The 18,690-nt window shown below is 59.8% G+C and carries 20 protein-coding genes and 3 pseudogenes; 17 read left to right on the top strand and 6 right to left on the bottom strand.

The window, feature by feature from the left end:
* Positions 1 to 145: 145 nt before the first annotated feature.
* Positions 146 to 1,510, top strand: a complete 1,365-nt coding sequence (locus XI02_RS36875) for a trehalose-6-phosphate synthase (protein ID WP_172646932.1) — start codon at positions 146 to 148, stop codon at positions 1,508 to 1,510.
* 100 nt (positions 1,511 to 1,610) lie between these two features.
* Here the strand turns inward: XI02_RS36875 and XI02_RS36880 are convergent, their stop codons facing one another.
* Positions 1,611 to 1,964, bottom strand: coding sequence for a hypothetical protein (locus XI02_RS36880; RefSeq protein ID WP_232208625.1), 354 nt, complete (start codon positions 1,962 to 1,964; stop codon positions 1,611 to 1,613).
* Positions 1,965 to 2,378: 414 nt separating this feature from the next.
* Here XI02_RS36880 and XI02_RS45650 point away from each other — a divergent pair, with 414 nt between their 5' ends.
* Together XI02_RS45650 and XI02_RS36890 are read left to right on the top strand one after the other, a co-directional pair.
* Positions 2,379 to 2,504, top strand: a complete 126-nt coding sequence (locus XI02_RS45650) for a DUF1003 domain-containing protein (RefSeq protein ID WP_244981009.1) — start codon at positions 2,379 to 2,381, stop codon at positions 2,502 to 2,504.
* 58 nt (positions 2,505 to 2,562) lie between these two features.
* Positions 2,563 to 2,889, top strand: a pseudogene (locus XI02_RS36890) (transposase); the annotation flags it as partial.
* Between the two features lie 472 nt (positions 2,890 to 3,361).
* On the opposite strand, the pseudogene XI02_RS36895 reads toward XI02_RS36890, so the two are convergent.
* A pseudogene (locus XI02_RS36895) lies at positions 3,362 to 3,764 on the bottom strand (transposase); the annotation flags it as partial.
* 1,000 nt (positions 3,765 to 4,764) lie between these two features.
* On the opposite strand from XI02_RS36895, the gene XI02_RS36900 reads away from it, so the two are divergent.
* Positions 4,765 to 4,956 (top strand): CsbD family protein, encoded by a 192-nt coding sequence (locus XI02_RS36900; RefSeq protein WP_028170261.1) that lies wholly within the window; start codon positions 4,765 to 4,767, stop codon positions 4,954 to 4,956.
* 1,125 nt (positions 4,957 to 6,081) lie between these two features.
* On the opposite strand, the pseudogene XI02_RS36905 reads toward XI02_RS36900, so the two are convergent.
* Positions 6,082 to 6,600: pseudogene (locus tag XI02_RS36905) on the bottom strand (ATP-binding protein); the annotation flags it as partial.
* 306 nt (positions 6,601 to 6,906) lie between these two features.
* On the opposite strand from XI02_RS36905, the gene XI02_RS36910 reads away from it, so the two are divergent.
* Positions 6,907 to 7,083, top strand: coding sequence for a hypothetical protein (locus XI02_RS36910; RefSeq protein WP_155258785.1), 177 nt, complete (start codon positions 6,907 to 6,909; stop codon positions 7,081 to 7,083).
* On the top strand, positions 7,076 to 9,145 hold the full coding sequence (locus tag XI02_RS36915; RefSeq protein WP_028344307.1) for a recombinase family protein: 2,070 nt from the start codon (positions 7,076 to 7,078) through the stop codon (positions 9,143 to 9,145). Before XI02_RS36910 ends, XI02_RS36915 begins: the two co-directional genes overlap by 8 nt.
* On the opposite strand, the gene XI02_RS36920 is transcribed toward XI02_RS36915, so the two are convergent.
* The gene (locus tag XI02_RS36920) at positions 9,069 to 9,509 is read right to left on the bottom strand and encodes an ATP-binding protein (protein ID WP_305826058.1); all 441 of its coding nucleotides are present in this window, start codon (positions 9,507 to 9,509) and stop codon (positions 9,069 to 9,071) included. The genes XI02_RS36915 and XI02_RS36920 overlap by 77 nt on opposite strands.
* A 105-nt stretch (positions 9,510 to 9,614) precedes the next feature.
* Here XI02_RS36920 and XI02_RS45655 point away from each other — a divergent pair, with 105 nt between their 5' ends.
* The 5 genes from XI02_RS45655 (at position 9,615) to XI02_RS36945 (ending at position 12,847) form a co-directional block, all read left to right on the top strand.
* The gene (locus XI02_RS45655) at positions 9,615 to 9,944 is read left to right on the top strand and encodes a hypothetical protein (protein WP_338028917.1); all 330 of its coding nucleotides are present in this window, start codon (positions 9,615 to 9,617) and stop codon (positions 9,942 to 9,944) included.
* A 317-nt stretch (positions 9,945 to 10,261) separates the two neighbouring features.
* A complete protein-coding gene (locus XI02_RS45660) occupies positions 10,262 to 10,585 on the top strand; it encodes a hypothetical protein (RefSeq protein ID WP_244981008.1) in 324 nt (107 codons plus the stop codon).
* A 973-nt stretch (positions 10,586 to 11,558) separates the two neighbouring features.
* Positions 11,559 to 12,071 (top strand): hypothetical protein, encoded by a 513-nt coding sequence (locus XI02_RS36935; protein WP_039153443.1) that lies wholly within the window; start codon positions 11,559 to 11,561, stop codon positions 12,069 to 12,071.
* A 101-nt stretch (positions 12,072 to 12,172) separates the two neighbouring features.
* On the top strand, positions 12,173 to 12,376 hold the full coding sequence (locus tag XI02_RS36940; RefSeq protein ID WP_172646930.1) for a hypothetical protein: 204 nt from the start codon (positions 12,173 to 12,175) through the stop codon (positions 12,374 to 12,376).
* Positions 12,377 to 12,532: 156 nt separating this feature from the next.
* Positions 12,533 to 12,847 carry a hypothetical protein gene (locus XI02_RS36945; protein WP_028343627.1) on the top strand — a complete coding sequence of 105 codons (315 nt, stop codon included), beginning with the start codon at positions 12,533 to 12,535 and terminating at the stop codon, positions 12,845 to 12,847.
* 223 nt (positions 12,848 to 13,070) lie between these two features.
* Here the strand turns inward: XI02_RS36945 and XI02_RS36950 are convergent, their stop codons facing one another.
* Positions 13,071 to 13,361, bottom strand: coding sequence for a DUF1488 domain-containing protein (locus tag XI02_RS36950; RefSeq protein ID WP_244981007.1), 291 nt, complete (start codon positions 13,359 to 13,361; stop codon positions 13,071 to 13,073).
* 854 nt (positions 13,362 to 14,215) lie between these two features.
* Here XI02_RS36950 and XI02_RS36960 point away from each other — a divergent pair.
* Together XI02_RS36960 and XI02_RS36965 are read left to right on the top strand one after the other, a co-directional pair.
* Positions 14,216 to 14,599: a response regulator gene (locus XI02_RS36960; RefSeq protein WP_172646929.1), complete on the top strand. Its 384-nt coding sequence runs from the start codon at positions 14,216 to 14,218 to the stop codon at positions 14,597 to 14,599.
* Between the two features lie 89 nt (positions 14,600 to 14,688).
* A complete protein-coding gene (locus XI02_RS36965; RefSeq protein WP_172646928.1) occupies positions 14,689 to 15,462 on the top strand; it encodes a sensor histidine kinase in 774 nt (257 codons plus the stop codon).
* Positions 15,463 to 15,518: 56 nt separating this feature from the next.
* On the opposite strand, the gene XI02_RS36970 is transcribed toward XI02_RS36965, so the two are convergent.
* Positions 15,519 to 15,719, bottom strand: coding sequence for a hypothetical protein (locus XI02_RS36970; protein ID WP_014493230.1), 201 nt, complete (start codon positions 15,717 to 15,719; stop codon positions 15,519 to 15,521).
* Between the two features lie 432 nt (positions 15,720 to 16,151).
* On the opposite strand from XI02_RS36970, the gene XI02_RS36975 reads away from it, so the two are divergent.
* The 4 genes from XI02_RS36975 to XI02_RS36990 all read left to right on the top strand — a co-directional run bounded on the left by XI02_RS36975 (position 16,152) and on the right by XI02_RS36990 (position 18,607).
* Entirely contained in the window at positions 16,152 to 17,228 is a 1,077-nt protein-coding gene (locus XI02_RS36975) for a fatty acid desaturase (RefSeq protein WP_172646927.1), read from the top strand.
* Between the two features lie 50 nt (positions 17,229 to 17,278).
* Positions 17,279 to 17,785, top strand: coding sequence for a hypothetical protein (locus XI02_RS36980; protein ID WP_049803101.1), 507 nt, complete (start codon positions 17,279 to 17,281; stop codon positions 17,783 to 17,785).
* A 150-nt stretch (positions 17,786 to 17,935) separates the two neighbouring features.
* Entirely contained in the window at positions 17,936 to 18,289 is a 354-nt protein-coding gene (locus tag XI02_RS36985) for a CsbD family protein (protein WP_014493227.1), read from the top strand.
* A gap of 48 nt (positions 18,290 to 18,337) precedes the next feature.
* On the top strand, positions 18,338 to 18,607 hold the full coding sequence (locus tag XI02_RS36990) for a hypothetical protein (RefSeq protein WP_172646926.1): 270 nt from the start codon (positions 18,338 to 18,340) through the stop codon (positions 18,605 to 18,607).
* The last annotated feature ends 83 nt before the right edge of the window (positions 18,608 to 18,690 follow it).

Genomic DNA, 18,690 nt, shown 5'->3' on the forward strand with positions numbered 1-18,690 from the left:
GTAGAAGGAATTGTGGATTTTCGCGCGAGGACCGAGCGAATGTGGGCTCCGGCGGATGTCACCGCCGATCATTGCGTTGCCGTGTTCGCCGAGATCTTTTGGCGGCTCGGCTCGACGCAACCCTGACAGTGCGGAGGGAACCCGCTTGAGCCGCTTGGTCATCGTCTCCAACCGTGTCGCCTTGCCGGCAGAAGCTGCGCAGCGCAGCGGCGGGCTCGTGACCGGCCTCGTCGACGCTCTGCATCAGGCTGGAGGCTTATGGTTCGGGTGGAGTGGCAAGCTTGGAGAAACAACACCAGAGCCGAACGTTTTTGAGACCGAGGGAGTGACGTACGCTACCGTCGATCTTACCCGCGCGGACCATGACGGCTACTACAGCGGCTTCTCCAACGCGGCACTGTGGCCCTTATTCCACTATCGCCTTGACCTCATGAACTTTACCCGCCGGGACTTGGCCGCCTATCGACGGGTGAACGCCGTGCTCGCCGACGCCCTCGCGCCCCTGCTCAGCCCGAGTGACCTCGTCTGGGTGCATGACTACCATCTGATCCCGATGGCCGAGGAACTTCGCCGCGCCGGCGCCACACAGCGGATCGGGTTTTTCTTGCATACGCCGTTTCCGTCTTTGGGGGTGCTGGCGACCCTTCCTCACTACGGCGACCTGCTGAAATCACTGTGCGCTTACGATCTCGTCGGCTTCCAGACGGTGGAGGATTTGACCGCCTTCCATGACGCCATCCTTCGCCGTGCAGGAGGCACGATTTCGTCCGATGGCCACGTTCACGCTTTCGATCGGGTTCTGCGCGCCGGCGCCTTCCCGATTGGTATCGATACTGAAGCGATCGCCGAAATGGCTAGTCGCGCTGTGAAATCCCGAACGGCCCGCCGGCTGCAGGAGAGTCTCCGGGGGCGCAAGCTCATCATTGGGGTGGACCGGCTGGATTACAGTAAGGGTCTCGAGCACCGGTTCAAAGCGTTCGCCGCCTTTCTCGAGGGCTATCCCGCATACCGCAACCACGTCCGCTTGCTGCAGATCGCCACCGCAACGCGCAGCGACGTTCCTGAATACCGTGCGTTGCGACAGAGGCTTGGTGCGCTGGCGGGCGACGTGGCCGGTCGCTACGCGGAACTCGATTGGGCGCCGATCCAGTATTTGAACAGGAGCTTCTCGCAGCGTTCGCTCGCTGGCTTCTTTCGGCTCAGCCGCGTCGCTCTTGTCACTCCGTTGCGCGACGGAATGAACCTGGTTGCCAAGGAGTATGTCGCTGCACAGAACCCCGATGACCCTGGCGTGCTCGTTCTCTCGCCCTTTGCCGGCGCGGCCTACGAACTCGACACTGCCGTGATCGCCAACCCGTATGACCCCGACGCCGTCGCCGAAGCATTGCAGACAGCGCTGGGGATGCCACTTGGAGAGCGATGCGATCGTTGGCGGGCCATGATGGTGGTACTACGCCGCAATAGCATTGCGGCGTGGCGCGAGAGTTTCCTCGGGGCTCTCAGCAGCTAACTGTGGATGTCGTTCGGGACGTGGCATCGGTGCAGCAGGTCGCGATAATCTCGTTCGTCAACGAGGCCGCCCAGTCCGCCGATAAGGTGTTACTTCGAAATCATCTCCGGGGCGGAAATGATCCACGGGTGACGGGACTACCTGCATCCGCTTGATCGTCCCGCCGAACCAGAAAGACCAAAGGCGAATCGCCTGCAGCATTCTCCGTCTTCGCGTCAACGTAGTACACTTCTTCTTCTGGCTTGGCGCGACGCACCCTGATCGGCGACTTCCCATTCCAAAGCGGCCTGTGTCCGACCATCATTCGCTTCAAATCATCTTGCAGCCAGTCCTCCTTGCCGAGTTCTCTGGCCTGACGAATCGTCGCAGCTCTGAACGCCAGAATGGGCTGACCGTCGATCTCCAAAACGAAGACAGTCGGCGGCGGCGCCTCGGCTTTCGCTGGTATAGTCATCCGGATCACTCCTTCCTCTGCTGGCCGACGCGGCCTTCCGAACCCGGCGTCGCGGCCAGCGCAGGACGCCTCGTCGCCTTTGTAGCTACTGCCCGCCTGATTCAGATTCACGGATTTTCGGCAACAGAGATCAGGCAACAGCCATCGATGGTAGTACTAGCTTCCTCCCGTGGCCCGTAGACCCTTCTCAACTGTGGATGCAACAAATGACCAATGAGCAAACCCATAAGTCCACCTCAGTCCAGAAGACCAGGAGCGGCTGCGAGAACTCCGGACTCAAAAGCCAGCCCGCAACTTACCCAAGCTCGCACTGACGCCGGGCGCGATGCTTGCTGACCGGGTCGCTGAAACAGTTGGTTCTTGGTGCTTCATCATCATCCAAGCGTCCTTCTTGGCATTTGGATCATGCTGAACATGATAGCATTCATCAGACATTGGGACCCTTTTCCCTTCATTTTGCTGAACTTGGTTCTTTCCTTCCAGGCGGCTTACGCAGCGCCCATCATCATGATGAGCCAAAACCGCCAATCTGAGATTTGAGCTGCTGCCGGTTTGATGGACACCGAGATCAGGTGTTTCATGAAGCCGGAGGTGGGCGATGAAGAGACGGAAGTTCAGTCGCAAGGTCGAGGCGGTTAAGCTGGTGCGGGAGCGCGGGGTATCGGTGGCGCAAGCCGGCCGGGACCTGGATGTTCATGAGAATGTTCTGCGCAAGTGGGTGAAGGAGCTTGGCGCCGATCCGGTACAGGCCTTTCCCGGTCATGGGCAGATGAAGCCCGAGCAGCACGAGATCGAGCGGTTGCGCCGTGAGGTCGCCAAGCTGAAGGCCGAGCGGGATATCCTAAAAAAAGGCCGAAGCTTTCTTCGCGAAGGAAGCGACATGAAGTTCGTCTTCATCGCGAAGCACCGGGCGATCTGGCCGGTGAACTCAAAACGGGATTTGGGAGCAAGGTCAAGGCCGCTGCCATTATAAACGTTCGTGCCCTTCTCTCGTCCATAACGGTACCTACCCTCTGCCGGCCGAGCGAGCTCGAGCCAGGCCTGCGCGACCTGAATCCAACGCTGCCGTTGGAAACCATCGGCGTTGACGGCCTCCTTCATCGCCGCCTCAGCCTGATTTTGAGGATCGATGTCGCCGCCCATGCAGGAGATATCGTACCAGCAGTGCGTAAACGATAGATGGCGATCGCTCCGTAGGAATCCGGGGGACTGTGTTTGGATGGAGGTGACGCCCAGCTCGTGATCCCTAATCCTTGGGGAGCGCGACACCAGTCATCTCGCCCATACGGGTGATGAGCCGATCCTGGAACCACGATCGGCTGCCTCGCGCGCCAGCTCCTCCTGCTTGTCATTCGGCCTGCAATATTGGCTCTGACGCAAGTTTGGTGCAGCGCCGACTATTCTGAACGAATTAGTCTGGCTTGAAGCAGATCGATTTTGCCGCGGCCGTACATTTTGACGTCGGACGAGCTTGAGGCGCGTGATCTGACCTTCAGTCTGGCCGTTGGACCATGGTGAAGTGATTGCCGCCGGTACCGCCGCCTCATCCTTCGCGACGCCGCTGGAGAACGAGGCGACGAGACTGGCGCTGACGCGGGCGCGCTCGATCCATGGGATGAGGCCCGCCTCGGTCTTGCGTCGGATCATCAGGTGGAATTCGGCGATGATCTCGCGTGCCTCGACCAGGGTTGGTACACCAGCTTCGATCGCCGAGACCGTGACAGCCTCCGCTTTCGTGAGCAAGTCTCGGCCGATGGTCATCAGGCGCGCGATGGTTCTCGCCGACGGAATCCTTTCAACTGAGGCGGCCTTACTTGCCCATGGTTCTCTCAAGAGACGCCAGCCTATCGAGCTGACCGGCTAAACCCCGCAAAGTTCGGGCGATGTTCTTGAGGACGGCGGCGCGATCCTGGGAAGGGCTAGCCTGACGGGACAGTGTAGAATAGTGGTCCGCAGCTTCCTGGCACAGTGAAACGCTGATCATCATTGCCCTCGGATTTATGTTCCGGCCATGGCATCCTTGCAGGCATGGCAGATCAAAACTGAGCAAAATTGATCAAGGCACCACAAATGGCTTGGCAACTGCATTCCAGTTCCGTTCTCAGCGGGCAAGAAACCTTGATCATGCTCAGATCTGGCCAAATTCAAAACAGGCCACTCCCAGAATCAAATTAGGCCACGGAGATAGGCCAGCCGCCCGGCCCATAGGAACCTTCCAGAAAACGAGAAACAAAGGCCACGCGCGTGAACGAGAGGCTACCGGCTGGTGCCGCCTCTCTGCGCTAGTAGTCTATGTCGGAGCGCGCAGACCGGGTGAATCCAGCCATTTAACCGAGGTCTCGATCCGGCTTGCGATCCGTAAAAGTTCGTTGCGTCGACCGCCATGAGCCATACCCTCAGCCTGCTTGCGCAAGTCAATTGCCTCGTCCTCTAAGCGGTATTGAAATATCGATGATTGCTTGAACATGGGTGCTCCCTGTTCGGTTAGGCGGGAGCGCAACTGGGGTTCTCAGCACCGATAGAAGCCATGCACCGGACGGTGATGGGTGTTGTTAACACTTGTCGCAGACTAGGTCTGAGCAATTTTGACCATCCGCTTGCGCGCACTCGGCGACCGGCCGGCGCGCCCCATAAGAGCACGAGTCGGTTAGAACGGCCCGCCAGGCGACGAGAATTTAGTGGTGGCTTGCCTTCAATATGCCGAGGCGTCCGACGCCGGCGGCCTTAAGCGGGCCTCCGCAGGAGGAACCACTGCGCAACGCTTTCGTTGTGTGCTCTCCCAGCAGCAAAGGACACGATCATGGACCGCGAACATGTGAAGGGCGCTGCCGACAAGGCAAAAGGCGCCATCAAAGAAGGTGCCGGTAAGCTCACTGGCGACAAGGACATGGAAGCCGAAGGCAAGATCGACAAGGCCAAGGGATCTGCCCACAATGCGGCGGGAGATGTGAAGGATGCAGCGCGGGACGCCGCTGACGCCCTCAAGAAATAAGCAGAAGAGAAGACAAAAACTAGCCGCCTCCGGGCGGCCCTCTCTTTTCTGGTGGGGAGACGGCTTCTTGGATCTTTTGATCCCGAATGGCGCGAGGCTTGGAAAGGCCCGTCCTCGCCCCGAACCTCAATTTTCGTGTGCGCCGGCCGTTCGCTGCTCTTCCTTACTGAGGTTATCAGCCACCAAGCGTGAGGGAGCGTTTGCATCCTGTAGGAACAGCTAGTCAATGCTTGCGTTGGCCGCTACGAGCTCTGCTCAGGAAGATTCGCATGCGGAGAGAGCGTTGGATGGTGATCGGCGCTTGGTCGTCAATTGCTTTGATGGCGAGTACACGCAGATCCTTTCAAACGCCTCGATTGACCTGCAAGGTGTGCCGATATCCGATCCGTCTCTGCTTATGGTCTCGGAGAACAGCCCGTATATGTGGAATGAGCGCTAGGCCGCTCTAACGCTGCTGGTACGCCCTAAGCGTACGGTGGCACGTTCACTAGCGTACCTATCAGGCGCAGAAGAGCCTGGTGCTCGGGTCCTTTCGGCTCCCTTCGCAAGAAATCGCCGAGTTCAATGTGTGTCAGTCGGCCGCCAGAAGGCGCATTTGGCTGATGAATGATGAAAGCATGGCCATTGGCCGGCTCGCGTCCCAGAAATCAAGCGTCGCCGTTGGTACTACGATATAGCTCACGTCGTTCGCTCATCTGACGCTCCTTGTGGGCTAAAGCTTCAAAATTCATCTGGCCGGTTTCCCCGCTCGCAGATCGAGGCGGCGGAGAAACGCCTGCGTATCAGCTAAGCCCGACTCCTCTGCTTACCTCGCGGGCTTCTCCTGGCGCGAGTCCAACAGTCAGGCCGAGCGCTGCAGCTTGCTCCAGAGCGGTGCCCCCGCGATCGATTAGTTTGGCGGTCCATCCCTCCGGGATGGCATCCAAGACGAGCTGAACGGCCTCTTCTTCCGTACCGGCTGCTAACCAAAACCGGCACTCGCCATCGTCAGTAGTGACCTGCAGAAGATGCGCTTCCATGCATGTGAACAGCCAAAGCCATACTTTGTTGCCGCGCGTCCTAGGTGTCAAACGCCATCCGGAACTGCCCCCTTTGCGTCATGAAGAACTGCCCCCACCATCTGGGTTATGATCTCGGTTGAAGGTTGTTTCCGCCGGTGACGGGCCGGAGGGAGGCGGAGCCGACCGGAGGGCCGTCACCGGCGGGCGGCGGCTGGATGAGGCCGCTCTTTCGCTTGGCGCGGAGCCGGTAACTATCGCCGCGGATCGTCAGCACGTGGCTGTGATGCAAGAGCCGGTCGAGGATCGCGGTGGCGACCACGGGACCGGCGAACACAGTGCCCCATTCGGCAACACTGCGGTTCGAGGTGATCAGCATGGCGCCAGTTTCATAGCGCCGGCTGACCAGTTGGAAGAAGAGATGTGCCGCGTCAGGTTCCAGCGGCAGATAGCCGAGCTCGTCGACGATCAGCAGCTTTGGCTTCGACAGCGCGAGCAGTTTCTCGTCCAGACGCCGTTCGCCATGTGCCTTGGCAAGGCCCGCGACCAGCGTCGTCGCGGTTGTGAACTGCACCGTGTAACCGGCCAGGATCGCCTCTCGCCCGAGCGCGATCGACAGGTGCGTCTTACCGACGCCCGGCGGACCAGCGTCATAATGCCGGGCGTCTGGGATCTGAGATTGAAATCCTCTACCCGTTCCACCCACGCTGCGGAGCCTTGGTGGCCGTTGTCGCCCGCAAGCAGCTTGGGGGCGAAGCGCATTTTGTCATCAGACAGCCTGACGGCACGTTAACGTTGCTGCCGGCATGGATGACGGCTCCCGCCGCCGCTTCCTTCCGACTCAAAGCTGATCCAAGGCTTCCGGTGAATCGCCTACTGGAGGCGCGCATTCTTGTCGACGCGCTCTTAGCCTCCTCCATTCGGGAATCGTCCCATTCACAAGGAGGCGGTCATGGTGGCGGCATCACATCGCCAGGGGGATCTGTTCGAGAGTCCTCCAACATACGGCAGCATTCCAATCGAGGCTCACCAACAGATGCTGGAGCTCCTAAAGGAGCTTCTGACCGAAGCGCTCACCGACAGCGCGACCGAGGTACACGACGTCGGCGGGGAGAACGGCGGTGAGTAAGATCACGTCCGTGCACCTTGCTCGCCAGGCCGTGGTCTACATTCGTCAGTCGACGGCCGATCAGGTTATCCACAACAAAGAGAGCCAGCGGCGTCAGTACGGCTTGGCCGACCGGGCGCGGCAGCTGGGCTGGAGCGAAGTCGTTGTGATCGACGATGATCTCGGCCGCTCTGGTGGCGGCACCGCCCGTCCCGGATTCGAGAAGTTGCTCGCCGCCATTTGCGAGGGGCGAGTTGGTGCCGTAGTCTCAATCGAGGCATCTCGGCTCGCCCGCAACGGCAGGGATTGGCACACGCTCTTGGAGTTCTGCGGGCTGGTCGCCACCCTCATCGTTGATGAAGATGGTGTGTATGATCCGCGCCACCCCAATGACCGCCTTCTGCTCGGCATGAAGGGCACGATGAGCGAGATGGAGCTGTCGATCTTCCGTCAGCGCTCACTCGAGGCCCTGAAGCAGAAGGCACGCAGGGGCGAGCTCTTTTTGAATGTCGCCATCGGCTACCTCAAGGTCTCTCACGATCGCATTGAGAAGGATCCTGATCGGCGCATCCAGGAAGCGCTGGCGCTTGTGTTCGCCAAGTTTACCGAGATGCAAACGCTACGCCAGGTGCACTTTTGGTTGCGGCAGGAGTCCATCGCTTTGCCCGCAGTCAGCAATGGCGCCGAGGGCCGGCACGTCGAGTGGAAGCTGCCCGTCTACAATACGATCCACCACATCCTGACGAATCCCATCTATGCTGGCGCCTACGCCTTCGGTCGCTCGGGTAGTCGGGTGACGATCGAGGGCGGCCGCAAGAGGATCGTGCGTGGCCTCCGCCGTGAGCAGCGCGACTGGGAGGTTTTGATCAAAGACCACCACGAGGGCTACATTACCTGGGCGGAGTTTGAGAGGAATCAGCGCCTGATCACCGACAACGCCAACGGAAAAAGCTTCATGAGTCGTGGTTCGGTCCGCCGCGGCGAAGGCCTTCTTGCAGGGCTCCTTCGTTGCGGTCACTGCGGCCGCAAACTTCACGTTGGCTACAGCGGCACGCACAGCACTGTCGGGCGCTATTATTGCCGCGGTAGCCAGATCAACCATGGCGGAGATCCGTGCATCTCATTCGGCGGTTTGCGCGTGGATCGCGCGATCAGCGCGGAGGTCATCGCGCGGGTGCAGCCGCTGGGTGTCCAGGCAGGGCTGGCGGCCATAGAGGCGCGCGGGCGTGAACACGCCGACAAGCTACGTCAGCTCGATTTGGCTCTGGAGCAGGCACGCTACGAGACAACTCGCGCTCGTCGGCGATACGAGACTGTCGATCCGGACAATCGCCTTGTTGCCGGCGAGCTGGAGCGGCGCTGGAACGAACGCCTGCTCGCTGTCCACGAGCTTGAGGGCGAGCGCGAGGCGTTGTTGGCGACGCCGGAGACGACGCTGAGTGATACCGATCGCGATCGGCTGCTTGCGCTTGGTGCCGATCTCGAGCGAGCTTGGGAAAGTCCGGGTGCAACAGCTGCGACGCGCAAGAGGATCATCCGAAGCTTGATCCATGAGATCGTCGTGCGCATCCGCGACGAGATGCTGGACTTGGTTGTCCACTGGCATGGCGGCGATCACACGGCATTGCAAGTGAGGAAGAACCGCACCGGCGAGCACCGCTGGAGCACCGCAGCAGATGTGGTCGATCTCGTTCGTGTCCTCGCGCGTCAGATGCCCGACAGCACGATCGCCGCGGTTCTCAACCGCGCCCGCAAGTCGACGGGGCGGGGCAACAGTTGGACCCGTGTCCGCGTTCGCAGCCTGCGCAACCAACACGCCATCGCGGCCTACCAAGAGGGCGAGCGCGCCGAGCGTGGAGAGGCCACTTTGGACGAAGCTGCAACTGCGTTGAAAGTCAGCCCTTCGACGGTTCGCCGTCTGATCGAAGAACAGAGCTTGCCTGCGCAGCAGCTGTGCAAAGGCGCGCCGTGGATGATCAAAGTGGTTGATCTGGAACGTCCCGATGTCAAGCGCACCGCGCATGCGCGGCGGCTCCGGCGGCCATCGTCTGGCGATCCTGGTCAAAAAGAACTTGAACTCTAAGGGGGTAGCGAGATGGGCAGTATGAATCTGACTCGGGTGGGCCGAGCAGCAGCACGTTCTCACCGTTGGCGATCCAATGTGACGCGGGCAGGTCGCGGATCTGTTTCGGATCGATCGACGGCTGCGCCTCGAAGTCGAAGCCCGCAAGCTCCTTCACGGCCGGGAAGTGTGCAAGTTTTAGTGCCATCTCGATACGGCGATGAGCCTTGCGCGCAATCTCGCGCTCGTACAGCAGGATCAGTGTCTCACGCGCCGACAGGTTCGCGCGTGCCGCCTCGTCGAGCAGGCTGTCGAGCTGATCGCAGATGCCGGAGAGCTGCAGTCGCGCCAGCATGGCATCGAGCGGATCGGTCGTTGCTTCCATTACCTTCTTTGCCGCGCCATCAGAAGCTTCCTCCGACCCTGGCTTCGTATTTCGGCTAGAGGGCGCAACAACGACGGCGGTGAGGACGGCGCCAGCACCGCCGCCGTGATCTCAGCCCGGCGGACCGCGCCAGGGCCGGACTGGATCCATGAGGTAAAGCACGACGGCCATCGGATGCTGGTCATCCGGGAAAACGAGCGCGTCCGGCTGCCCTCCCGCAACGGCAGCGACTGGACGAAGCGTTATCCCTGGATTGCTGAGGCCGCGCTGAGGAACCGCCAAAAGAGGTTTGTGATCGATGGCGAGGCCGTGATCCTTGGGGTGGACGGCATCAGCGACTTCAGCGCGCTGCACAGCGGGCAACACGACCATAAGGTGCAGCCGCGCCTCTTGTCAGTTTATCGACCGACTGCGCGCGAGTGCGTCATGGGATAGACTGTGGCAAAGCCCCGATGCAAGTCGCGCGCAGGCAGGCCCGGAGTCTCGTGCACTGACAACTATTCGGCCTCAACCATGATTGAGTTTCCGAACCATAGTCGTTCACGCGGCCTGCCGTGCGATTTGGGGGACACGACAGCGCTATTGAGGCACCGTTTTCATAAACGAAGATACGGACCGGTCGAGCCGGTCTGGCAGAGTCCGTCAAGTGAGCTAAACCGGAAAAGCGCAGCTCGGCGAATTAAGCAGGCTACCTGATCAGATCTGAATGTCGACCGAAGTTATCGGCGGACAAACTGTCAGAGAGGTTCGCGATGAAGGACGCCATCGCTCGCAACTACGATGCGGTCGAAGATGGTGGTGAATTGTTCCTGATTGCAGTCCGCCGCAGCGGCTCTTTTTGCCAGGCGGGACGGTTGGACGCACAGCAAAGCCTATCCGCGCGCTCCGTTGGCAATCTTATTTTGCGCCTGGGCTCGTTATTCGAACCTTCGATCCCCATATCCATATCTGTCCTGGTCAACCAACGAGAGGGCTCTGCATGTTCACATCCGAGCAGCATCGCCCAAGGGCAACCGCGCGCGGCGAACTCGTCAAGGGTTCTCAGCGCTGAGGAAACGCGTAAATTCAAGACCTGAAGGGACGGCTTCGTCTTTTTGACGGATGACAAGCGAGGGTTCGCGGAGGCTTGCAACGGCTCCGTTCTCATCCCGGAGCAGGACCATCCCCGCGGCGCAGCCCTCGCGGCTGACGAGGAGTACATTCTGCGTTGTCTTGGCGCGGCCCTCATCATGCAATGGAACGCCTTGCCGACGGTGCTGCAACGGGAGATCTTCGACGCCGCCGGGGCGGTTGGAAGGCCGGTGGAGACAGCGGAGCTCCGCGGGAGATTGCCTGATTTCTGCACGACCACAAGGATGATTCCGGTCGCGGCAAATTGCCTGTGACAGGAGGTACGCCTGCCGATGCGAGATCCAGTGCTCTGGCTGCGCCAGCGTCGTTCTGGCTGTATGTTTTAGCCATCACGGCGGGAGCGTAACACCCTCAGTCACCTAGGAGTGCCCGTGCAGTAGCACCTCGGACAGACCTCGCGACAAGCTGCGGGAAGCGGGTGACACCTGCGCGCTTCGCCACGGCACAATCTGCTTGGCATTTGAAAGCTCCCCTCATTGGTAGGTGGCGCTGCCGTAATCCATTCCGCAGGCCAAGAGGCGGGAATACCAATCGCGGGAATGCAGCGAGCCCACAATTGACTTCGCATCGGCCGCTGGGCGCAGCGCGTACGACCTCGCGCTGCGATGCCATCCCTTGTGGGATTGCGGCGACTCAGAGAGTTTCGTCGGAGGCATAACACCGCAGATTTTTCAGACCGCCTCCATTGCCAGTCATTATTGATTAGGCGTTGAACCGGAAACGGAGTAGCGTTTTTGTAGCGGTCAAGCGGATTGCTTGCCCGACAGCTGCCAAAACGGCGACGCACCGAATTCCTCGCCTCCATCTAAATGGCAGCACATTGCCGTCGGTAGGCAAACTCTTTCCAAAATTGCTGTTCCAAACACGGGAGTGCCGACCACGTCGCGCGCGTCAGGCAATCGCAGAAGGAAGATCGACATGAAAATGAGCAATGTAGTTCCCAGTGCCCTGTCTGCGGCAAAGTACACTTATGGCGCGGCGACCATATGGGTCGCTCCTTCTCCCCTAATCAAATCGGCGCATTTCCTTGAAAGGATTGGACTCGCCACGATTGGAGGCTCGTGCGGCATGTACGTGGCCGCAGCGTTGATGCGCCTCGAACACGAACTGTTTGGAAGTGTCTGGTTCATCTTGCTGCTGATGCTCTACGGAGCTTTTAGCTTCTATATCGGCATCGACCTACCTCGCCATCGTGCTCAGGGGCTCCCGGAAGAGCGGAGCCACACCGATGCGGCTGAGATCTTCAGCGCAGCAGGCACATTCATTGCCGCGATTGCAGCGTTTCTATCTGTCAGCATGATTGTCGTTGATCAGGTCGTGTCTCACGGTTCGATCGTTGTGATCGCAGGCTGTTGGGCAATCGGTTCTTTAGTTCAAATTTCTGCCGGTACCATCGCGCGCAACTCCGTGGCCGAAGCTGGTAGGGAGTAACTTCCGATGGCAATTGGACCGACGCCGCTGGCCGATTTTTTTTGCGCGCGACAGTGAGAGGGCACACCGACAAGACGTAGCAAATAGGGAAAGTCATTAGGATGATGAATCAACGTGTAGTCTATTCTCCAGAAGAGCTTGCCAGCTTCAAAGCAATTTTTGAGGATGCGATAGGGTCATTCTCACCCACTCTGCTCACGACCTCCAACCGTTTGCAGGTTGCGCAGAGCATCCTCGCTCGTGCTGCGACCGGTGAGCGCAATCAGAACGAACTGCGGCGTGCGGCATTGGCATCAATTGCTTAGCAAGCCGACGGGTGTGGGTATCAAGCCGCCTTCAACTTGGAGTCCCTGCTCCTCGCCTGCACCTGCGCTAAATATTATTCGCATCCGAGTTCCTGGAACCATCCTGTCGCGAGCCCATTGGCTCACTGACACAATCACCTTTGGAGAAATGCTATTATGAAAACCTTCGCAATCACTCTGGTAGCCGCCGCAAGTACGCTTATTGTGACCGCCGCTTCAGCCGCCCCACTTTCCGCCAGCGTTTCGATTGCGCCGGAGAGCAACATTCAAAACGTTCGCATGGTCTGCAATGAAGATGGTCGCTGCTGGCGTGAACGCGGCGAACGCCATGTTATCATCCGCGACGGGCGCGATGCTTACGGATACGCTCCACGCGAGCGTTACATCGAGCGGCGCGGCTATGACGACCGTGCCGGCGTCGGCTTCCGCGCTCCCGGCGTGAGCGTCGGAATCGGGACCGACCGCTACTGAGAGACGACGGGATATCTATGAATGGCCGCGGAGTACTCCGCGGCCATTTTCATTGAGGCCATCTTCAAATGGCATAGATCGAACGCTTCACTCGGCGTCTGACGCTCAGTCTCGGTTAAACTCTGCCGCTACCCCTCGTGGTCAGTCGAGAGTATTCAGATGGCCAGATCGAAGCACATCAAGCAGTTTGGCCGATCAGGCGAAATCCAGAAGCACGATCGGTTCAAAAATTAGCGGCGACCAGGTCGTAAGAGCCCCTGCTGCCGCGGACGTACACCTTGGCAGCGGCGGCGCATATCAAGTCGCGATTGGAATCGAACGCGCGCAGAAAACCCGACTCGTCGTAACCGATATCTGGTTGAATTCGCTTCAGCGCATTTTCGTTGATGAAAAACGATGCCTCAATAGCGCTGTCGTGTCCCCAAAATCGTACGGCACGCCGCGTGCGGTCATATGACCGGCTATGGTTCGGAAACTCGATCATGTTGTCGGGGCCGATCAGTTGTCGGAGCACGAGACCTCCGTGCCGGCTGCACGCGATTTGCGTCGCGGCATATTCGATGGCGATAGCCGATCCTGTCTCCGACGCACTCGCGTGCAACCGGTCGATACGCTGACAAGATGTGCGGTAGCCAAAGCTTGGCGCCAAGGGAGGGAGTTTGGAGCGATCCGGTTGCGCCAGCCTCCAAATGGCTATGCTGGAAGCGGATTACAACCCCGCTCGATCCTGTCACAGCAAATAGTTGCGCCTGGACTGGTTATTCTGCGGATCGGCACTATATCCTAGACATCACCGCCCGCCCTCGGCTGTTATCGGTGACTGAGAGCATTGTGCTCCCGCCGCGACCTAGAGGCGGTTACTATGTCAGATATCTCCAAATTCAGCGTTCGCGAGTGGCTGGTGCCTCCGGTACTGCTGCCGGTCTTTTTTGTGCTTCTGATCGCTGCTGCGATGCTTATTCAGTGGTAGTTTCCCTCGGTGGGCCCGCGCCGTCAGCTCAAGCCAACCGCTCATTCCGGCCAGTCAAGCGAGTCCAATCCTCGTTAGCTTGCAAGCTGAACATCCGGGCGGCAGACGCCCTGGATAGAGCCCGCAAGATGCCGCCGGGAGACGAGCGTGCGGATGCGATGAAAATGGCTACGATCCTGGAGAACGCCGCTGAAATGCTCGAGCATTTCAGCGGCAGGGTCGGCGTGCCAGCAAAATGACGGTTGAGAGCTATCTTCTTTTCGCGCTCCACCGTTCAGGCCCAAACTCGGATATTTAGGAAAACAGCACCTGGGCATGGATCGTCGGGGCACCGAGATGCTTGTCTCAGATCAATCGCTTGTTTCAGTCACACCCGTTTTCCCGTGGATGCCCATCCGATGGTGCCCGATCTTTCACGCAGTCCGGCCGTCGTTCTCGTCGTAGAGGACGAGATGATGCTCCGCATGCGCGCGGTCGACATGGTGGAAGACGCCGGTTACACGCCGCTTGAAGCTCTGGATACCGACGAAGCCGTCGCAATCCTGGAATCCAGGTCCGACATCGCGCTCATGTGCACCGACATTCAGTTGCCCGGCAGCATGGACGGCCTGGGTCTTGCGCATACCGTGCATAAGCGTTGGCCAGCGATCAAGATCATCCTGGTGTCGGGACAATTGAACCCATCGAGCATCGATCTTCCCCCCTGCAGCAGATTTTTTGGCAAACCACTCCAAGCCTGGCAAATCATAGCTGAGTTACGCAGCATGATTGGCCACGCCTGAATCTCGTCGTTCTTGGCGCCGGATGCCGCCAGAGGGAATGCTCGGCCGAAATCAAGTGCGGTACCCAGCCCAAGGTGATACAATTGCAAATGCTTGAAGTTGATCTCCGTACGGACAAGCGCCCCGGCGGCGCAGAATTCCACCAGGACTTTCTGGCGGAGAATGTCAGCCTGCGGCTACTCCTGGCGCAGGCTGAGATCAATACGAGGAGCCTGCTTGCCAAGGCCGGTATCGATGCCAAAGAACGCGAGGCATCCGACAAGCTGCAGAAGCTGATCCTCGAAGAGCTGCATCACCGCATCAAGAACACGCTCGCGACCGTCGCCGCAATCGTGTCCCAGAGCCTGCGCAACCTGCAGGGGGTTGAGCACGCGCAGCGCGCCATCGAGGGCCGGCTCCTGGCACTCGGCCGGGCGCACGATCTCCTTCTGCAGGCAAAATGGTCCAGCGCCGATCTTGGCACGGTCGTTCGCAGCGCCATCGAAGCCTTCGACAATCCCGACGAATCGAAATTCTCGATCGCGGGACCCGATATCCGGATGGCGTCGGGTGCCGTCATCGCCGTCGCGATGACGCTCAACGAGCTTTGCACGAATACCACCAAGTTCGGCGCCCTGTCGGTCCCGGAGGGACGCGTCGACATCATCTGGACGGTGGACCAAGCGACACAACGCTTGCACCTCACCTGGACCGAAAAGAATGGCCCGATCGTCCAGCCGCCCGCAAAGCGCAGCTTCGGAACACGGCTGATCGAAACCCTGGGCAAGCAGTTGCGGGGTGACGTGCAACTAGCCTATGCGTCGACGGGGTTTTCGTACACGTTCGACGTGCCAATAGCCGCGCTGAGCACCCCGGCCACATAGCTTGTGCGCGACGTATCGCGTGACGTGAGTGGACTCCCTTTTCGGGCTTCGGGCCCTTAGGTCTTGAGTGATTTTACTTGTTCATCTGCCGGCAGCCGGCAGACGAGTTCGCAATTGGAGCATTCGAAAGTCCGCAGGTCAGGATTGCCGTGGTCGGATTCGATCCGGGTCAGCGTCATGCGGCCCTGGCACTTCGGACAGCGCGGTCGTGCGATCGGAATAAGCGAGGGCTCGGGGCGCGCGAAGATTTCGGGCATGTGATGCTCCTTCCGGGTCGGGGCCGTTCACCTGTGGTCGTGAAGCGAATCGGACGGCACCAAAATCGCGCACCACCTGACCGGCTGCTGATCAATATTGCTCACATTTTCCGAGAAGTGATTGCAAGATCGGTCAAGGAGTCCGGCCCGCATTCGCCGCATCCCGAAAGCGTACACCCCGTAGCCTCGATCAACCCGCGTCCTTTCTGAAGTGCCGGCTCCCGGACTGAGCAATATTGCTCAGCAAGACATCCGGACGCGGATTAGCATTGGGTTCGATCATCGCATGTCCTGCGGTAGCCCGCGTCGCTTATCGGCGCGGTGCTCGGTGTCATGGGTTACCTCGTGCCGAACCCGGGCTCGTCGTGATCATTCCGGTCGTCGATGATGTCGCGGCCTGGCTTTGGCGGCTCACTCCGAAAGCAGTTAGACATGGTTCAATATCCACCGGAAGCCCGCTCGCTGGCAGCGCTGCTCGCCCGGTATCGCCAACCCGATGACGCGCGCGGCATTTTCGAGCTGGTGATCACGGCAGTACCCTTTTCTGTCATCTGGGCTCTGATGCTCGTCGGCGTTGTCCGCGGCCATGGGATTGGCCTGCTGCTGGCCGTGCCCGCGGCAGGCCTGCTCGTTCGTCTCTTCATGATCCAGCATGACTGCGGCCACGGGTCTTTCTTTCGCAGCCGGCTTGCAAACGATTGGATCGGCCGAGCCATCGGCGTTGTCACTTTGACTCCCTACGATTATTGGCGGCGCAACCATGCGCGGCATCACGCGAGTTCAGGCAATCTCGATCATAGAGGCTCGGGCGACATCGATACATTGACCGTGAGTGAGTTTGCCGCACGGTCTCGATGGCGCCAGATCCTCTATCGCCTGTACCGGCATCCGATCGTCATGTTTGGCGTGGGCCCGACATATCTGTTCATCTTGCGGCATCGATTGCCGATTGGGATGATGCGTAACGGCTGGCAGCCATGGCTGAGCACGATGGGCACGAACGTCGCCATCGCGGTTCTGATCGTCGGCATGATCCGGCTGGTAGGCCCTGGGCCATTCCTGCTGGTGCATCTGCCGATCATGGTTCTGGCTGCGTCGATCGGCGTCTGGCTGTTCTATGTCCAACACCAGTTCGAGAACACCTCATGGTCATGCGATGAAGCCTGGAGCTTTCACGAAGCTGCGCTCTATGGCAGTTCGCACTATCACTTGCCGTGGGTCTTGCGCTGGTTCACCGCGAACATCGGCGTCCACCACGTCCATCATCTATGCAGTCGAATTCCCTGCTATCGGCTGCCGGACGTGCTCCGGGATCATCCGGAACTCGCAAATGTGGGCCGAATCACCCTCGTCCAGAGCTTGCGATGTGTGCCGAAGGCCTTGTGGGACGAGAAGGAGCGACGGCTCATTTCGTTCCGAGACGCCAAAATAGGTCTGGTCGCGCGCCATAAGGGGACGCAGAGCAATGGTTCCGTTGCGGGTCCTGGAATTCGCCGCTTGAATTCGTGAACTTAACGATGGGTTCGCGCTTGGTTCATTGGAGAACCCGCTTGAGCCGCATGTTCAAACCCTTTGTGTTTCTGATCGCAGCCATCTACTTCCTGGTGGACGCGGTCTTTTTCACTCTCTTCAAACCTGTCTTTCGCCGGTTGGCGAACTGCTGGTTTTTCGAGCGCGTGCGAGCGTGGATCGAGTCGCTTCGCCCTTATCCGGCTCTGGCACTGTTCCTCGTGCCGGTCATCTTGCTTGAACCTGTCAAGCCTCTTGCGGCTTACCTGACGGCGACCGGGCACATCGGTCGCGGGTTTGCGCTCCTCATCGTCGGCGAGCTTCTCAAACTCCTGCTCATCGAGCGGCTCTTCTGCGTCAACCGCGACAAGCTGATGTCAATTCCTGCTTTCGCCTGGTGCCACGATAGGTTTTGCCAAGGCCAGGACTGGGTCGCGTCCCTGCCGGCATGGCAACTCGTGCGTCGTTGGAGCTTCAATGCCAAGCACGCCGTTCAACGACATGCCCTGGAATTCAAGGCTGCGCAGAAGCGAAAGCGGCTTTCCTGGCGATCTTGATCCGTCTCTTCGGCGCGGTCGAGCGGCAGGCGTGGACTGCTGGGAGCTCAGATCGCAACCACATTTGCAGGCCGCGCTCTGTGCGCGCAGGAACGCCGCGTGATCCCACCAGTTAGCTCTCCGAGACTTTCACCCCAGGGAGTATCCGCTATGGAGAACGATCGCATTGCCGGCTCGGCGAAGGAATTCGCCGGTAAGCTCGAGGGCACCGTCGGCGATATCGCCGGCGATGCAAAGAGCCAGGCAGCGGGCCGGTTCCGCGAGGCGAAGGGCACCGCGCAGAACCTGTACGGCCAAGCCAAGGACGCCGCGCGCGACGTTACGGATGCCGCCGCCGACTACGCCAAGGACGCCTATGAGAACAGCGGCGATACCTTCCGCGAGGGCACACAAGCGATCGCCAGGAAGGTGCAGGATAATCCGCTCGGTTCGATGCTGATCGCCGGCGCGATCGGATTTGTGTTGGCGCAATGGCTGGCGCGCCCGACGCGGCGCACGCGATAGCGTTTGGGACGGGTGCAGCCGAGCAATTGCTGGATTGGAGATTGAATCATGAGCGACGACATCCCGCTCGCCCCCTTCCCCAACGAAAGCCTGGATCCTGCTTCAGAGCCGAAATCTCCTATCGCGGAAGTCTCCGACGCCGTGAAGGGGACCGCCAATCGGGTTGCGGGCGCGATAGAGGCTGGACGAAAGCCAGGAATGCCGCTGAGCGTCCTGAGCAATATCGCGCGCGAAGCCCCTCTTGGCTCTCTGCTGGTCGCCTTCCTGTTGGGAGTTGCCATCGCACGCCGCCGATGGCGCCTTGCGCAGCTCGCGTGATGGCTCAATCGGAGAAAGCGGAACTCTAGGAGGTCGGAGCCGTTGCACCCTATGGCCGGCGTCCGTCGGCATAGATTCAATTT

This window comes from Bradyrhizobium sp. CCBAU 21365, assembly GCF_015291305.1.
GTDB lineage: Bacteria > Pseudomonadota > Alphaproteobacteria > Rhizobiales > Xanthobacteraceae > Bradyrhizobium > Bradyrhizobium elkanii.

Coding starts and splice junctions, on each gene's coding strand:
- XI02_RS36880 (WP_232208625.1), bottom strand. CDS start 1,964: ATGACTATACCAGCGAAAGCCGAGGCGCCGCCGCCGACTGTCTTCGTT.
- XI02_RS45650 (WP_244981009.1), top strand. CDS start 2,379: ATGATAGCATTCATCAGACATTGGGACCCTTTTCCCTTCATTTTGCTG.
- XI02_RS36900 (WP_028170261.1), top strand. CDS start 4,765: ATGGACCGCGAACATGTGAAGGGCGCTGCCGACAAGGCAAAAGGCGCC.
- XI02_RS36910 (WP_155258785.1), top strand. CDS start 6,907: ATGGTGGCGGCATCACATCGCCAGGGGGATCTGTTCGAGAGTCCTCCA.
- XI02_RS36920 (WP_305826058.1), bottom strand. CDS start 9,509: ATGGAAGCAACGACCGATCCGCTCGATGCCATGCTGGCGCGACTGCAG.
- XI02_RS45660 (WP_244981008.1), top strand. CDS start 10,262: ATGAAGGACGCCATCGCTCGCAACTACGATGCGGTCGAAGATGGTGGT.
- XI02_RS36935 (WP_039153443.1), top strand. CDS start 11,559: ATGAAAATGAGCAATGTAGTTCCCAGTGCCCTGTCTGCGGCAAAGTAC.
- XI02_RS36940 (WP_172646930.1), top strand. CDS start 12,173: ATGATGAATCAACGTGTAGTCTATTCTCCAGAAGAGCTTGCCAGCTTC.
- XI02_RS36945 (WP_028343627.1), top strand. CDS start 12,533: ATGAAAACCTTCGCAATCACTCTGGTAGCCGCCGCAAGTACGCTTATT.
- XI02_RS36960 (WP_172646929.1), top strand. CDS start 14,216: ATGGTGCCCGATCTTTCACGCAGTCCGGCCGTCGTTCTCGTCGTAGAG.
- XI02_RS36965 (WP_172646928.1), top strand. CDS start 14,689: ATGCTTGAAGTTGATCTCCGTACGGACAAGCGCCCCGGCGGCGCAGAA.
- XI02_RS36970 (WP_014493230.1), bottom strand. CDS start 15,719: ATGCCCGAAATCTTCGCGCGCCCCGAGCCCTCGCTTATTCCGATCGCA.
- XI02_RS36975 (WP_172646927.1), top strand. CDS start 16,152: ATGGTTCAATATCCACCGGAAGCCCGCTCGCTGGCAGCGCTGCTCGCC.
- XI02_RS36980 (WP_049803101.1), top strand. CDS start 17,279: ATGTTCAAACCCTTTGTGTTTCTGATCGCAGCCATCTACTTCCTGGTG.
- XI02_RS36985 (WP_014493227.1), top strand. CDS start 17,936: ATGGAGAACGATCGCATTGCCGGCTCGGCGAAGGAATTCGCCGGTAAG.
- XI02_RS36990 (WP_172646926.1), top strand. CDS start 18,338: ATGAGCGACGACATCCCGCTCGCCCCCTTCCCCAACGAAAGCCTGGAT.